This window comes from Bacillus sp. FSL P2-0069, from assembly GCF_038593315.1.
GTDB classification, from domain to species: domain Bacteria; phylum Bacillota; class Bacilli; order Bacillales; family Bacillaceae; genus Bacillus; species Bacillus safensis.
In genome coordinates, this window is record NZ_CP151984.1 from 1,436,892 (window position 1) to 1,451,853 (window position 14,962).

A 14,962-nucleotide genomic window follows, 5' to 3' on the forward strand; every position below is an offset into this window, starting at 1 on the left:
TGACATTTAGAAGGGAGAAGAAGATGAAAAAATTAAAATTTAAACTCACTTACTACTGGTATAAACTCCTCATGAAGCTAGGTCTTAAGAGTGATGAGATTTATTATATTGGTGGTAGTGAGGCGCTGCCGCCGCCATTATCAAAGGATGAAGAGCAGGAACTGCTTGTCAAATTACCAAAAGGTGATCAAACAGCAAGGGCTATCCTGATTGAAAGAAATTTGCGGTTGGTGGTCTACATCGCAAGAAAATTTGAAAACACAGGGATTAATATTGAGGATTTAATTAGTATTGGAACTATTGGTCTAATTAAGGCAGTCAATACATTTAACCCAGAAAAAAAGATCAAGCTTGCGACATATGCTTCGAGGTGTATTGAAAACGAGATTTTGATGTATTTGCGCCGAAATAATAAAATTCGTTCAGAAGTGTCGTTTGATGAGCCGCTCAACATTGATTGGGACGGAAATGAACTGCTTTTATCAGACGTACTTGGAACAGATGATGATATTATCACACGGGATATTGAAGCAAATGTAGATAAAAAACTGTTGAAAAAAGCGCTGGAGCAATTAAATGACCGCGAAAAGCAGATCATGGAGCTCAGATTCGGTTTAGTTGGCGGTGAAGAAAAAACCCAAAAAGATGTCGCTGATATGTTAGGAATTTCCCAGTCGTATATTTCAAGACTTGAAAAAAGAATTATTAAACGATTACAAAAAGAATTTAACAAAATGGTCTAAAAAAATTTTTTTGAAAGCTCTGTCCCTTTGCTGTCAAAGGTATCAACTTCTTTTCTCATGATTCTCATCATCACTCGTGCATATTTTTCCATCCCAAGGAGATACTGAACTTTGTACAACAGCTCCTGTAGGGAGGGAAAAAAGTGTCCAGAAATAAAGTGGAAATCTGCGGAGTCGACACCTCCAAACTGCCTGTTCTGAAAAACGAAGAGATGAGAAAATTGTTCAGACAGCTGCAAGATGAGGGTGACGATACAGCAAGAGAAAAGCTAGTCAATGGCAATTTGCGGTTGGTTTTAAGTGTGATTCAGCGTTTTAACAACAGAGGCGAGTATGTGGATGATCTCTTCCAAGTAGGCTGTATCGGATTAATGAAATCAATTGATAATTTTGATTTAAGCCACAATGTCAGATTTTCAACTTATGCGGTCCCTATGATCATAGGAGAAATCCGTCGATACTTGCGTGATAACAACCCAATTCGGGTGTCTCGTTCACTAAGAGATATTGCCTACAAAGCGCTTCAGGTTCGTGAGAGGCTGATTAGTGAGACAAGCAAGGAGCCAACGGCAGAAGACATTGCCAAAGTGCTGGAAGTGCCTCATGAGGAAATTGTCTTTGCCCTAGATGCGATTCAAGATCCTGTTTCTTTGTTTGAACCGATCTATAATGACGGAGGAGATCCGATTTATGTGATGGATCAAATTAGTGATGATCGGAACAAAGACACACAATGGGTAGAGGAATTGGCCTTAAAAGAGGGAATGCGCCGATTGAATGATCGAGAAAAAATGATTCTCCGCAAACGCTTCTTCCAAGGAAAAACGCAAATGGAAGTCGCTGAAGAGATCGGGATTTCTCAAGCACAAGTCTCAAGACTTGAAAAAGCAGCCATCAAACAAATGAATAAAAACATCTTTTAAAGCCGCCGCTTCATGTGCGGCTTTTTTCATTCTTGGAAAGAGCACGTCTCTAGTATTGACTCTGTTATTTTTTTCATTTAATCTGTTTTTAACAAATGTTATTTTAGATATCATTTGTTAGGGAACACTTAAGCGGAAAGAAGGGTTATTATGACATTCCATGATGAAAGAAGGCTGCTCATTAAGGTTGCGCATATGTATTATGAAGAAGGCGCCACTCAATCTAAAATAGCAGATGCTGTTGGGGTTAGCCGTTCGCTCATATCGAAATATTTGGCAAAAGCACGTGAAGCAGGAATCGTGGAAATCATTATTCATGATGAAATGAATCAACAATATGGATCTTTAGAAAGAAAAATAGAGCGGAAATACGGGCTGCGAGAAGTCGTCTGTGTGGAAACGCTCAGCCAAGAAACAACAAAAAGCCGAATCGGCGCTGCGGCGGCAGGCTTTTTATTAAAAGTCATGAAGGATGGACAAGTCATCGGTTTTTCCTCAGGAACCACTTTGCATGAAATGGCGAAATCGCTTACGTCAGTTCAGCACTACCCATCCGTGACATTTGTTCCGCTTGTCGGGGGTGTGGGAAACGAAGATGTTGATATCCATGCCAATTATATTATTGCGAGATGCACAGAGGCACTCAAATCTAAATGTGAGTTTTTACATGTGCCTGTCATGCTTGATACGAAAGAAGCGAAGGATGTACTGATACGGCAGCCGTCAATCAAAAAAGTGATTGAATTAGGAGAATCATCAAATATTGCGGTTGTCGGGATTGGCGGGGTTCCGCAGCATTCAACGATGGTGAAATCTTATATGACAAGCGGTGAGGAGGATATTCTTCAAGCGAAGGATGTAGCGGGTGACATTTGCTATAACTTTATTGATCACCAAGGAGAAGTGTATCCCCACCCATGGAACGACAGGGTAATGGGCATAAGCCCGCAAAAGTTGAAAGAAATCCCGCTAGTCATTGGTGTCGCTGGAGGAGAAGAAAAAATTGAAGCGATCCGGGCAGCATTAAAAGGTGGATTAATTCATGTATTAATTACGGATGAACGAACAGGAGATGCCTTATTAAAGTAACTACCTAATATGATTAGGTAGTTTTTTTGAGTCTTTAGACTCAAAAAGATTGAAAATTTTATCGATTTTATCTTGACACAAAGTTGACACATCATATAAACTAAGTTCATAACAAATGATAAATAAAATAACAAATGTTACAAGAAACAGATTTTTGTTAATTTTTATAACATTTGTTAAAAGTTTCAGATTATTTTTCTAGCAATCTACCCGAGAAGCAAGAAAACCTGAAAGGATGATTTAGATGTCAATCTATCAACAGTTGTTAGCTCGAGAACGCAGTGGAGATCCAATCAAAGTAGGAATTATTGGGGCAGGCCAAATGGGCTTTGGACTTATTTCACAAATTTCTAAAATTCCAGGCATGATTGTAGCAGGTGTTTGTGATATTCACCTTAGTGCAGCAGAGAAGGCAGCGAATTTTTACAAGCAGCATGCGAAGCCGCATCAAATGGTCGTCACAAATGATTATAGAGAAGTGATTCAATCAGATTTTGTGGAAGTTGTCGTAGATGCAACAGGAGTGCCAGAGGTCGGAGCAAACATTTCTTTGGAAGCGCTTAATTCAAAGAAACATCTCGTTCTTTTAAATGTAGAAGTTGATATTACCATCGGTTTGGTGATGCATAAATTATTCACAAATGCAGGACTTGTTTATTCTGGATCAGCTGGAGACGAACCGGCAGCAACACTAGAATTATATGAATTTGCAAAAACAATGGGACTTGAAGTGCTCGTTGCTGGGAAAGGCAAGAACAACCCATTCTTCCCAGAAGCAAATCCAGATACGTGTAAAGCAGAAGCAGATAGTAAACATATGAGTGCACATATGCTCGCTGCCTTCCAAGACGGAACAAAAACAATGGCAGAAATGAACTTATTAAGTAACGCAACAGGGCTTTTGCCAGATAAAGTCGGTATGCACGGAGTCGAAGCAAATTTAGAGAATGTAGCAGATAAATTGAATCAAAAACAACAAGGCGGCGTGCTCGATAACTTCGGAGTCGTTGAATATGTAAATGGACTTGCACCAGGCGTATTTGTTATCGTCAAGAGTGATCTAGAGCCAGTAGATGAAGAGCTTCGTTACTTAAAAGTTGGAAAAGGTCCTCACTACACGCTTTACCGTCCTTTCCATTTAGCGAGTCTTGAAACACCTGTTACTATCGCAAAAGCGGTCTTACAGCATGATTCATCGATCCACCCGATTGGTGTACCAGTGTCAGAAACAGTCGCTGTTGCGAAAAGAGCTATTAAAGCAGGGGAATCACTTGACGGGATTGGCGGATACTCCGTAAGAGGTGTACTTGAAACGCATCAAGACATGAAAACGAACGGTCACATTCCAATTGGTTTAATCAGCGGAAAAGTCGTAGCGAAAAAAGACATCAAATTAGGACAGTTCCTGACTCATGATGATGTAGAGCTTGATTCAAACACAACCGTCTGGAAGCTGCGTTCATTACAAGATCACTTATTTCAATCATAAGGACGTGAAGCTATGGAAAAATTAGCAATCGTACTTTGTATCATTCTCATCGTGCAGTATGGGTTATCTTTTATTCAAATCAAGTATTACCGCAAAAGCATGGACTCACTAATTGATGACTACAGAGGGAAACAAGGCTATCACTTATTTTCAGGAATGGAACGGCGCAAAGTTGGCCCTGGGGCCATTGCGCTCATCATTGTGGATGAATCGTATATCATTCAAAAATGCCATGTGCTTGGCGGCGTGTCGATCTTATCTAAATTTAAAGAAGTCCCTGCATATGAAGGCAAGCATGTAGGGGCTGTGCTGGATGAGCACCACATGATGAAGAAAACGTTGAAAAAGCGTAAAAAGGCGCCAGCTGTCATGCAAGCACTTTCCATGGCGGCTGAGCAGGCACTTGTCTCGATTTCGAAAAAAAATATAACAAATGTGAACTAAAGAAAGGGGAGATGAAACATGGAATGGATTCAATGGTTTGGAGAGCACTTTATCGGAATGTTTGAAGCCGGCGGAAAGCAGTTCATGGGTCTAATTACAGGTATCGTTCCAACGCTTGTTGTGTTACTTACTTTCACTTATGCTGTCATGAAATTTATTGGAGAAGAGCGAGTGAATAGAGCCATTCAGTTTGCAGCGAAATATACCATTTTGCGCTACACGTTAATGCCGATCTTATCTGTTCTTATTTTGACAAACCCAATGGCTTATACGTTTGGCCGCTTCTTACCTGAAAAACAAAAACCAGCATTCTATGATTCAGCTGTTTCATTTGTTCATCCGGTGACATCACTGTTCCCGTATGCCAACGCAGGAGAACTATTTGTCTACTTAGGAATTGCGAACGGGATTAAAGAAGCTGGATATTCAATGTCAGAGCTTGCTGTTCGTTACTTCTTAGTCGGGATCGTCGTCATTTTACTACGCGGAATCATTACTGAATGGATTACAAAATATTTAGCAGGAAAAATGAAAGCGAATTCACAATAGAGGAGGGTTAGACATGACAAACCACAAAGTATTTGTTGCAAAAGGTGCTGGCGGATGGGGAGAAGGCTTAGAGCTTGAACCAACTGGTAAAAGAAGAAAGGTTGTTTCCATTACAGGGGGAGGCATTCACCCGGTTGCACGTAAAATTGCAGAAATGACAGGGACAGAAGCATGTGACGGCTTTAAAAACTCTATACCAGAAGATGAAATGATGTGTGTTGTCATTGACTGCGGTGGAACAGCGCGAATCGGACTTTATCCAATGAAACGCATTCCTACTGTAGACGTTTTGGCATCCTCTCCTTCTGGGCCGCTTGCTAAACATATTACAGAAGATATCTTCGTATCAGGCGTAACAGAAAAAGATATTTCCTATGCAGAAGCATCTGATGGTGAGGCGAAAGCAGAAGGTCAGGAAAACAGTGAGTCGATTGACAAAGAGAATTTCAAAGAAACGTATGCAAAGCTGAAAGAGGAAAATATTGAGCGGCAGGAAAAAGGCAATTTCCTGATGAGATTCTCACGCGGAATCGGGAAAGTCACCGGTACGTTCTACCAGGCCGGCCGTGATTCTGTTGATATGCTTTTGAAAAACATTATTCCTTTCATGGCATTTGTCAGTATGTTAATTGGAATTATCAATTATACAAAAATCGGTGACCTGATTGCCCATTTTCTATCACCTTTGGCAGGATCTCTTTGGGGGCTCTTACTGCTCGTTGTGGTCTGTACACTGCCGTTCCTATCACCTGTCTTAGGACCTGGAGCAGTCATTGCCCAAGTCATCGGTGTTCTGATTGGTAGTCAAATTGCACTAGGAAACATTCCGCCTCAATTTGCACTTCCTGCACTATTTGCCATCAACGGCCAAGTAGGGTGTGATTTTATTCCAGTGGGGCTGTCACTTGGTGAAGCGAAGCCGGAAACGGTACAATATGGGGTACCAGCTGTTTTGTATAGCCGTCTTATTACAGGGGTTCTATCTGTTGTGATCGCATACGTTGCCAGCTTCGGTATGTATTAAACGTATTAAAGGAGGAATCGAGATACATGGTAACACAATCTGTCGTAAAAGAAATTGGGATCTTAGTCCCTCAATTTAAAGAAGATAAGCTGATTGTTTTATTTGGACCCGCAGCGCCGCAGGAATTAAGAGATATGTCTGTCATTCATGAGTTCGAGCATCTAGAAGAAGAGCCGCTGAAGCTGGGCGGAACCATTCAAGTGGGCGATCAAACGTACACGATCACAGCCCTCGGCAATAAAGCAAATGACAACTTTAAAGAGCTCGGCCATATTTCGATCTACTTCCAAGAGCCGTTTGATGATGTATTACCAGGTGCTGTTTTTGCATCCCCGCACACGTTTCCTGATATAAAAGAAGGCGTACGAATTGAAATTTCGTAACCATGTAAAAAAAGCTGTTCCTAATTAGGAGCGGCTTTTTTATATGAGGTTTACCAGAAAGAGTATTTACGATATGCTGTAAACATTCATTATTTGTATATTCAGAATTTTTACTCAGGAGGAAGTTATGGTGTCACTTGAATTGAAGAATGTTTCATTAAAAAGAAATGGGAAATGGCTGCTGCAGTCTATTGACTGGCAGGTGAACAAGCAGGAACACTGGGTGCTTTACGGTTTAAATGGTGCGGGAAAAACCGCTTTATTAAATATGCTTTGCTCCTATTATTTCCCCACGTCAGGCGAGATGACAGTGCTGGGACATGTCTTTGGCAAGGAAGCTCTTGGTGAAAAGCTCAGGAGGAAAATTGGTCTCATCTCAGCGGGACTTGAAAAGAAATTGCATAGAGACGACAATGCTTTTGAAATTGTACTTAGCGGCGCATTTGCTTCTATCGGGCTTTATGAAACCCCGACAGATGAAATGAAAGAGAAAGCCATTGATCTATTAAAAGCATTTGGTTCATTCAAATATGCCAACAGAACATATGAAAACCTCTCACAGGGAGAGAAGCAAAAAGTCTTGATTGCGAGGGCTTTAATGAATGATCCGCAGCTTTTGATTTTAGATGAACCTGTGACGGGTCTTGATTTTTTAGCAAGAGAGCAAGTGCTGGAGACCATCTCATTTATTGCAGCAAAGCCTGATGCGCCTACTTTGCTCTATACGACCCATCATGCAGAGGAGATTCTGCCTGTTTTTCAGCACACCTTATTATTAAAAGATGGATCTGTTTTTGATCAAGGAGAAACGAAAGAAATGATGACAAGCGGCTTGCTTTCTTCTTTTTTTGAATGTCCGGTAGATGTCATGTGGAGAAATGGCCGTCCGCATTTAAGTAAATTGTAGATAAAAGAAACTATTGGTCTGCGTCCCTGCTTTTCCATCATACATATTATAGTAGAAAACGAAAGGCGGGGAAGGACAGATGATCAGTATTTCTGAATTCCAAATCAAGGATGTCGTCGATGTATCCAGCGGAAAAAAACTAGGCACCATTGGGGACATTGATATTAATGTGACAAGCGGCAAAATCCAAGCGATTATTATTGGCGGCACAGGGAAAATGATGGGATTTTTCGGAAAAGAAGAGGAAATGATCGTCCCTTGGCGAAATATAGTAAAAATTGGCGAAGATGTGATACTTGTCCGATTGTCTTCTTAATTCATATAACTCCTCAATGAATCATTCAATTTTTCCTTAAAACAAACTCTCCATTCTCAGCAAACAATGTCTTTTTCGGGTAAAAAGATTACGTTTTCATATCAATTTGAAAAAAAACCTGCAGAAAGGGCACATTTGAGTGTAATATTTAATGAATCCCACTAACTGTCTATGCATGTCTTGTGGTAAAATAGGAGCGATATAAAGAGAGATGAATGAAAGGTGGGAGGCAGCTTTGACACACAAATATGACCCCTTTCAGCAGAAATCACCATATGCAATGACCATTCATGATTGGACGAACATGACATGTTCTGGAAAAGAGGTATTGGCCGGATTTACGACAAAAAATGGCGGCTTCAGCCTACCTCCATATCAATCATTGAACACTGGACTCCATGTAGGAGATGATGCTTCTAGTGTTCAAATGAATCGTCAAGTCATAGCAGATGCTGCTGCTGTGCCGCTCTCTGATTGGGTGTTTGCAGACCAAACACACGAGGATCGCATCCTGAAAGTCACCAAGGAGCAAAGAGGAAGAGGAAGTCTTCATTATCATGAGGCACTGCCTGGTACAGACGGTTTATATACCTCTGAGACGAACATGATGCTCGCTCTTTGTTTCGCTGATTGTGTTCCGCTTTATTTTCTAGCTCCGCAAAACGGATTAATTGGAACGGCTCATGCCGGCTGGAAAGGAACCGTCAAGCAAATTGGTGCAAAGATGGTTGATGAATGGGTCCGCCAAGAAGGTGCCAAGGCCGATCATATTCAAGTCGTCATTGGACCATCCATTGGCAGCTGCTGCTACATAGTCGATGACGCAGTCATGGATCAAGTGAAACAGCTTCCTTTTTCAACAGAGGATGTGTATTCCGAGATTTCACAAGGACAATATAAAATTGATTTGAAAACATTAAACAAAAACGTATTGCTTCATGCAGGAATAAAAGAAGAAAACATACATGTCAGTTCGATGTGCACAAGCTGCAATGATCAGCTATTCTTCTCACACCGGCGTGATCAAGGCAAAACAGGACGTATGATGTCTTTTGTCGGGTTTAAGGAGGCATAAGTGCAATTGAATGTACGAGAGAATCTCAGACAAATAAATGAACAAATAAACGAAGCATGTAAAAGAGCCGGTAGACATCCAGCAGATGTATCGGTCGTTGCTGTGACAAAGTATGTCTCAATTGAACGAGCACAAGAAGCCAAAGAAGCAGGAATTATGCATTTTGGTGAAAATCGTGACCAAGGGTTACTTGAAAAGCAGGCGGCCATAACCGATGAAAACATTAGCTGGCACTTCATCGGCAGTTTACAGACGCGAAAAGTGAAATCTGTCATTCAGACAATTGACTACTTACATTCGCTTGACAGAATGTCTCTTGCGAATGAAATTGAAAAAAGAGCGGATCACACAGTTCGCTGTTTTGTACAAGTGAACACGTCACTTGAGGAGTCAAAACACGGCTTGAAAAGTGAAGACGTCATTCCGTTTGTGAAGCAGCTCGCTGATTTCAAACAGATTGAAATTGCTGGACTGATGACGATGGCTCCATTTACAGATGATCACACTGTGATTCGAAACTGTTTTAAAACATTAAAAAACCTTCGAGAAGAAGTAAAACATCTTAACCAAGTAAATGCACCTTGTCAGCATTTATCGATGGGCATGTCAAATGATTTTGAAATCGCAATTGAAGAAGGTGCGACATTCGTTCGGATTGGCTCTTCACTTGTTGGAAATGAAACAGGAGGTGCGTGACATGAGCATAAAAAATAAGTTTAAAAGCTTTTTCACTCTCGACGATGAAGAGTATGAGTACGAATATATTGATGAAGAAAGAGAACCCGTTCAAGAAGAAAAAGGAACGAAGGACAAAGCAGCATTTCAAGATCGTCCGCAGACAGGAAAACAAAATGTTGTCAGCTTGCAAAGCGTGCAAAAATCCTCTAAAGTGGTGTTAAGTGAGCCGCGTGTTTATGCAGAAGCGCAGGAGATTGCAGACCATATTAAAAACAGACGTGCAGTCGTCGTGAATTTGCAGCGCATTCAGCATGATCAAGCAAAGCGAATCATTGACTTCTTAAGCGGAACTGTTTATGCAATCGGTGGAGACATCCAGCGTATTGGCTCGAATATATTCCTCTGCACACCTGATAATGTAGATGTATCTGGCACAATATCAGAGCTATTGACAGAGGAAGAACCTCAGAGGTGGTAAATCATAGTGATTCTAAATTTCATTTTTAATATTTTAGGAACGGTATTAACGATTTACTCATTCGCGATTATTATTTACATCTTTATGTCATGGGTGCCATCTGCAAGAGAAACTGTGTTTGGCCGTTTTCTGACAAATATTTGCGAACCGTATTTAGAACCATTTCGTAAAATTATTCCGCCAATCGGCATGATTGACATCTCGCCGATTGTGGCATTGCTTGTGATTCGTTTTGCATCATCATATGGACTAACTGGTCTTTACAATATGATTGTGCGCTTCATGTAAACAGGCTGCCGGGCTTGGCACTGCCAGGCTCTTTTACATAAGAGGGGAACAAAATGAGCGATATCTATCAGCATTTTAGAAAAGACGAACAGCCATTTGTCGACCAAGTGTTAGGCTGGAAAAAAATCGCACTCGACCAATATCGAATGAAATTAACAGATTTCCTTGATCCGCGTGAGCAATTTATTACTGAGTCCGTCATCCAGCATGGCGAAGAACTTGGGATCATGTTTTTTGGCGGGTATGAGGGAGCGGAGCGCAAAAGAGCCCTCATTTATCCTGATTATTTAGAACCTTCTATTCAAGATGTTGAGCTGTCATATTTTCAGGTGAACTATGCGAAAAAGTTTATTTCTATAGAACACCCGAAGCTTCTCGGCTCATTGATTGGGACAGGCTTGAAGCGTCAAAAATTCGGAGATCTATTATTTTCAGAGGAAGATGTGCAGTTTATTTGTACAAGTGATGTCGCCGATTTTGTGCGGGCGCAGCTGACTCATGTCGGCAGAGCAGCCGTTTCATTAGAGGAAATCACACAGGCAGAAATAAAGCCAGTGATCACGAAGACTGATATCAAAGAAGATACCATTTCTTCACTTCGGCTTGATGCTGTATGTGCTGCTGTCAGCCGTCAGTCTCGGCAAAAAGCACAGCTTTTAGTCAAAAATGGGCTTGTCAAAGTCAATTGGAAAGTCACAGAGGACCCTTCCTTTACAATCGGTGAAGGCGATCAGCTCTCTGTTCGGGGATTTGGCCGCTTTAGCCTCAAAACGATTGATGGGAAGACCAAAAAAGATAAATTCAAAGTAACATTTGAGCTTCTGACATAACGAACTTGAATCTGGAGGTGGCGAGGTTGCCATTAACACCTAATGATATTCATAATAAAACGTTCACAAAAAGCTTTCGCGGCTATGATGAAGATGAAGTAAACGAGTTTTTAAGCCAAGTACGTAAAGACTACGAGATCGTACTTCGTAAAAAGAACGAGCTTGAAGACAAAGTAAATGAGCTTGATGAAAGACTAGGTCATTTTGCAACAATTGAAGAGACATTAAACAAATCGATTCTTGTGGCGCAGGAAGCAGCAGAAGACGTAAAACGTCATTCTGATAAAGAAGCAAAATTGATTATTCGTGAAGCAGAGAAAAATGCAGACCGTATTATCAACGAAGCGCTGTCAAAATCAAGAAAAATTGCAATGGAAATCGAAGAGCTGAAGAAACAGTCGAAGGTCTTTAGAACTCGTTTCCAAATGCTCATCGAAGCGCAGCTTGATCTTCTGAAAAATGACGATTGGGATCATTTACTGGAATATGAAGTAGACGCTGTCTTTGATGAAAAAGAATAAGCGCATCATCTTGACATGACGTGCTCATGTTGCATATAATACCATCATAAATTAACAAGAGATAAACGTTTGAAAGGGACACTCGCAGCTGTCACATGCGTAATAAAGCGAATCAGGGATGGTGGAAGCCTGACATTACGAGACGCTGCAATGAGATCACCCCTTTAGTTCCTTTTCTGAAAAAAACCAGTAAGAAAAGGCGTCTGATCACGTTACGATTTTAGAGTGGATAAGCGGCTCTTTCATATCGCTTGTCTAAAAGGGTGGTACCGCGAGACAAGCCTTCTCGTCCCTTATGGGATGAGAGGGCTTTTTTTATTGTTTTTTAATCAGAATTTGCATGTGGAGGAATGGGTATGAACTACAAAGACACCTTATTAATGCCGAAAACAGAATTCCCGATGAGAGGGAACTTGCCGAACAAAGAGCCTGAAATCCAAGAGGAATGGGCAGAGAAAGACATCTATCAAATGGTTTTAGAGCGGACTAAAGGACGCCCGACGTTTATTTTGCATGATGGACCTCCATATGCGAATGGTGACATTCATATGGGGCATGCACTCAATAAAATCCTAAAAGATTTTATCGTCCGTTTTAAATCAATGAACGGGTATCATGCACCGTATGTTCCGGGCTGGGATACACACGGGCTGCCAATTGAAACAGCTCTTACTAAAAATAAAAAAGTCAAACGCAAAGAAATGTCTACAGCAGAATTCCGCAAACTATGCGAGGAGTATGCTTGGAAGCAAATTGAAGGTCAGCGCAGCCAGTTTAAGCGATTAGGCGTTAGAGCAGACTGGGACAATCCATATGTCACATTAAAGCCTGAATACGAAGCACAGCAAATCCTTGTCTTTGGTGAAATGGCGAAGAGAGGCTATATCTATAAAGGATTAAAGCCTGTTAACTGGTCTCCTTCAAGTGAATCAGCCCTCGCTGAAGCGGAAATTGAATATAAAGACAAACGTTCACCATCGATTTACGTTTCGTTTAAAGTAAAAGATGGCAAAGGCGTTCTTGAAAACGGCGAACAATTCATTATCTGGACAACAACACCTTGGACGCTTCCTGCAAACCTTGGCATTTGTGTTCATCCAAACTTAGAGTACAGTGTTCTTCAAGTCGGTGCTGAGCGTTATGTCGTTGCATCTGAACTGGTTGAACAAGTAGTAAAAACACTCGGCTTTGAAGAATACGAAGTTGTGAAAACATTAAAAGGTAAAGAATTAGATAAAATCGTTGCAGCACATCCAATTTACGATAGAGATTCTCTTGTGATGCTTGGCGATCACGTGACAACTGATGCGGGAACTGGCTGTGTTCACACAGCACCAGGCCACGGGGAAGATGACTTTATTGTCGGTATGAAATACGGTCTTGATGTGCTCTGTCCAGTAGATGAAAAAGGTGTGATGACAGATGAAGCGCCTGGTTTTGAAGGACTATTCTACGAGGATGCCAATAAAGCCATCACAGAACAGCTTGAAGCAAAAGGTGCGCTGAAAAAGCTCGACTTTATCACGCACTCCTACCCGCATGACTGGAGAACGAAAAAACCAACGATTTATCGTGCGACAGCTCAGTGGTTTGCATCCATTAAAGATTTTAGAGAAGCGTTATTAGACAATATTAAAGAAACAAAATGGGTTCCAGCATGGGGAGAAACACGCCTGTTCAATATGGTGCGTGACAGAGGTGACTGGTGCATTTCAAGACAGCGTGTATGGGGCGTTCCAATTCCAGTCTTTTATGCGGAAAATGGTGAGCCGATCATCACGGACGAAACCATTCAGCATGTATCTCAATTATTTAGAGAGCATGGCTCGAATATTTGGTTTGAAAAAGAAGCAAAAGAGCTATTGCCAGAAGGCTTTACACATCCAGGCAGCCCGAATGGTGAATTCACAAAAGAGCAGGACATCATGGATGTATGGTTTGATTCCGGTTCTTCTCACCAAGCTGTTTTAGAAGAAAGAGATGACCTAGTCCGTCCGGCAGATCTTTATCTTGAAGGCTCTGACCAATATCGCGGCTGGTTTAACTCCTCGTTATCAACAGCAGTTGCTGTTACTGGAAAAGCACCTTATAAAGGTGTCCTAAGCCACGGCTTTACGCTTGATAAAGAAGGACGTAAGATGAGTAAATCATTAGGCAATACGATTGATCCAACGAAGGTTGCGAAGCAGCTTGGTGCAGAGATTCTAAGACTTTGGGTATCTTCAGTCAACTATCAAGCCGATCATCCAGTATCTGATGATATTTTGAAACAAGTAGCAGAAGTCTATCGTAAGATCCGTAACACCTTCCGCTTCCTGCATGGAAACTTATTTGACTTTGACCCAGCAGTTAATGCCGTGCCAGTAGAAGAGCTTCGCGAAGTGGATCAATACATCATGATCAAATTAAACAAATTGATTGATAAAGTGAAAAAAGCTTATGATGATTACGAATTTGCGGTCGTCTATCATGCGATTCACAATTTCTGTACGATTGAGCTCAGCTCTTTCTATCTCGATTTTGCAAAGGACGTCGTCTACATTGAGCATGCCGATCATCCAGACCGCCGCAGCATGCAGACGGTCTTCTACGAAACATTAATGGCTTTAGTGAAGCTGACTGCACCAATTCTTCCGCATACCGCAGATGAATTATGGAGCCACTTAAGCTTTGTTGAAGAGCCAAGTGTTCAGTTAACAGATATGCCAGAAGGTGTGCTAGTTCCTCAAGCTAAAGCGACAGAAACGAAGTTTGACCGCTTTATGGAGGTACGTGACGATGTGCTAAAAGCGCTGGAGATTGCGCGTAATGAGAAAGTCATCGGACGTTCACTTGAAGCAAGTGTGACGCTTTATGCGACAGATGAAGTGAAAAACCTTCTTGCATCCATTAAAGAAGATGTGAAGCAGCTCTTTATCATCTCTGAATTAACGGTAGAAGATGAGCAGCATGCAGATACATCAGCGCCTGAATATACATCAGGACGAATTGTGGTTCAAAAAGCAGAAGGAGAACTGTGCGAGCGTTCCCGCATTATTTCAAAAGACGTTGGGGCAAATCCGAAATACCCAACATTGTCGCTGAAAAATGCTGAAATCGTGGAGAAATATTACCAGAATTAACAGTGCGATATCACAAGCTGGCGCCCCGTCATATGCGGGGCGTTTTCTTTTATGAGAAAATGACAGCGTTTAGAACGAAAGGAAAAATCTTATGGCTTTAAAG

Annotated in this window: 17 protein-coding genes; all 17 read left to right on the forward strand. The window is 41.3% G+C overall.

Going from position 1 to position 14,962, the window contains the following annotated elements; translation table 11 throughout:
• The first annotated feature begins 23 nt into the window (after positions 1–23).
• The gene (gene sigE / locus NSQ34_RS07285) at positions 24–743 is read left to right on the forward strand and encodes an RNA polymerase sporulation sigma factor SigE (RefSeq protein WP_007499746.1); all 720 of its coding nucleotides are present in this window, start codon (positions 24–26) and stop codon (positions 741–743) included.
• A 143-nt stretch (positions 744–886) separates the two neighbouring features.
• The gene (sigG, locus tag NSQ34_RS07290; protein ID WP_024424250.1) at positions 887–1,666 is read left to right on the forward strand and encodes an RNA polymerase sporulation sigma factor SigG; all 780 of its coding nucleotides are present in this window, start codon (positions 887–889) and stop codon (positions 1,664–1,666) included.
• A gap of 150 nt (positions 1,667–1,816) precedes the next feature.
• Positions 1,817–2,755 carry a sugar-binding transcriptional regulator gene (locus NSQ34_RS07295; RefSeq protein WP_135031834.1) on the forward strand — a complete coding sequence of 313 codons (939 nt, stop codon included), beginning with the start codon at positions 1,817–1,819 and terminating at the stop codon, positions 2,753–2,755.
• Positions 2,756–2,999: 244 nt separating this feature from the next.
• Positions 3,000–4,244, forward strand: coding sequence for an SAF domain-containing protein (locus NSQ34_RS07300; RefSeq protein ID WP_056766377.1), 1,245 nt, complete (start codon positions 3,000–3,002; stop codon positions 4,242–4,244).
• Positions 4,245–4,256: 12 nt separating this feature from the next.
• The gene (locus tag NSQ34_RS07305; RefSeq protein WP_024424247.1) at positions 4,257–4,688 is read left to right on the forward strand and encodes a transcriptional regulator GutM; all 432 of its coding nucleotides are present in this window, start codon (positions 4,257–4,259) and stop codon (positions 4,686–4,688) included.
• Between the two features lie 18 nt (positions 4,689–4,706).
• Positions 4,707–5,237, forward strand: a complete 531-nt coding sequence (locus NSQ34_RS07310) for a PTS glucitol/sorbitol transporter subunit IIC (protein ID WP_024424246.1) — start codon at positions 4,707–4,709, stop codon at positions 5,235–5,237.
• 13 nt (positions 5,238–5,250) lie between these two features.
• Positions 5,251–6,261, forward strand: a complete 1,011-nt coding sequence (locus tag NSQ34_RS07315) for a PTS glucitol/sorbitol transporter subunit IIB (protein WP_024426936.1) — start codon at positions 5,251–5,253, stop codon at positions 6,259–6,261.
• A gap of 26 nt (positions 6,262–6,287) precedes the next feature.
• Entirely contained in the window at positions 6,288–6,644 is a 357-nt protein-coding gene (locus NSQ34_RS07320; RefSeq protein ID WP_007499733.1) for a PTS glucitol/sorbitol transporter subunit IIA, read from the forward strand.
• A gap of 130 nt (positions 6,645–6,774) precedes the next feature.
• Positions 6,775–7,551, forward strand: coding sequence for an ABC transporter ATP-binding protein (locus tag NSQ34_RS07325; protein ID WP_024426937.1), 777 nt, complete (start codon positions 6,775–6,777; stop codon positions 7,549–7,551).
• 79 nt (positions 7,552–7,630) lie between these two features.
• Positions 7,631–7,867, forward strand: coding sequence for a YlmC/YmxH family sporulation protein (locus NSQ34_RS07330; protein ID WP_008344958.1), 237 nt, complete (start codon positions 7,631–7,633; stop codon positions 7,865–7,867).
• Positions 7,868–8,102: 235 nt separating this feature from the next.
• The gene (gene pgeF, locus NSQ34_RS07335) at positions 8,103–8,942 is read left to right on the forward strand and encodes a peptidoglycan editing factor PgeF (protein ID WP_024426938.1); all 840 of its coding nucleotides are present in this window, start codon (positions 8,103–8,105) and stop codon (positions 8,940–8,942) included.
• A gap of 6 nt (positions 8,943–8,948) precedes the next feature.
• Positions 8,949–9,638, forward strand: coding sequence for a YggS family pyridoxal phosphate-dependent enzyme (locus tag NSQ34_RS07340; protein ID WP_041118124.1), 690 nt, complete (start codon positions 8,949–8,951; stop codon positions 9,636–9,638).
• 1 nt (position 9,639) lies between these two features.
• On the forward strand, positions 9,640–10,098 hold the full coding sequence (sepF, locus tag NSQ34_RS07345; protein WP_024424241.1) for a cell division protein SepF: 459 nt from the start codon (positions 9,640–9,642) through the stop codon (positions 10,096–10,098).
• A 6-nt stretch (positions 10,099–10,104) separates the two neighbouring features.
• The gene (locus NSQ34_RS07350; RefSeq protein ID WP_024424240.1) at positions 10,105–10,386 is read left to right on the forward strand and encodes a YggT family protein; all 282 of its coding nucleotides are present in this window, start codon (positions 10,105–10,107) and stop codon (positions 10,384–10,386) included.
• Positions 10,387–10,439: 53 nt separating this feature from the next.
• Positions 10,440–11,216, forward strand: a complete 777-nt coding sequence (locus NSQ34_RS07355) for an RNA-binding protein (protein ID WP_176967443.1) — start codon at positions 10,440–10,442, stop codon at positions 11,214–11,216.
• 26 nt (positions 11,217–11,242) lie between these two features.
• Entirely contained in the window at positions 11,243–11,737 is a 495-nt protein-coding gene (locus tag NSQ34_RS07360; protein WP_008344947.1) for a DivIVA domain-containing protein, read from the forward strand.
• Positions 11,738–12,093: 356 nt separating this feature from the next.
• Positions 12,094–14,859, forward strand: a complete 2,766-nt coding sequence (gene ileS, locus NSQ34_RS07365) for an isoleucine--tRNA ligase (RefSeq protein WP_176967442.1) — start codon at positions 12,094–12,096, stop codon at positions 14,857–14,859.
• Positions 14,860–14,962 lie beyond the last annotated feature (103 nt).